Source organism: Acetobacter pomorum, assembly GCF_002738225.1.
GTDB lineage: Bacteria > Pseudomonadota > Alphaproteobacteria > Acetobacterales > Acetobacteraceae > Acetobacter > Acetobacter pomorum.
In genome coordinates this window covers 1-466 of sequence record NZ_PEBQ01000046.1, presented here as the reverse complement: position 1 = coordinate 466, position 466 = coordinate 1, and the positions used below count along the sequence as shown (strand labels likewise).

Below are 466 nucleotides of genomic sequence, written 5' to 3'. Positions count from 1 at the left end.
CGCAGCGTGCTACGTCCTTCGTCGCCTCCTAGTGCCAAGGCATCCACCGAATGCCCTTCTCATACTCACTCACCCCATGCACAGAAACCATCCATACCTACTTACGCAGATACAAACAGCTCCAAAGCATGACGCATCCGAGTACGTCTACTTCTTCAAAACGCTTCTGAACGCTTACACCAGAAATGCTTAACGCATGAGCAAATCTCTTTGCTCAATACGGGTCAGACCAACCCACATTTCTGATACGCCCAGACGCGCACCAACCGATTCACACTGACAAAGATCAACACCAGACACACACCCATACGTGCCGCTATCGCAGCGCCGCATAAATGAAGTCCGATCCACAAACTCCCTTGCAACAGATACTCTCAACACCACAAAACCACTCTGGATCCTTGGTGGAGACGGACGGGTTCGAACCGACGACCCCCTGCTTGCAAAGCAGGTGCTCTCCCAGCTG

General features: G+C 52.4%; 1 protein-coding gene. It reads right to left on the bottom strand.

The features are described from left to right. Positions 1-189: 189 nt before the first annotated feature. Positions 190-466, bottom strand: a 277-nt coding sequence (locus CSR02_RS16775) for a hypothetical protein (protein WP_208616795.1), incomplete at its 5' end; no start/stop codon positions are given.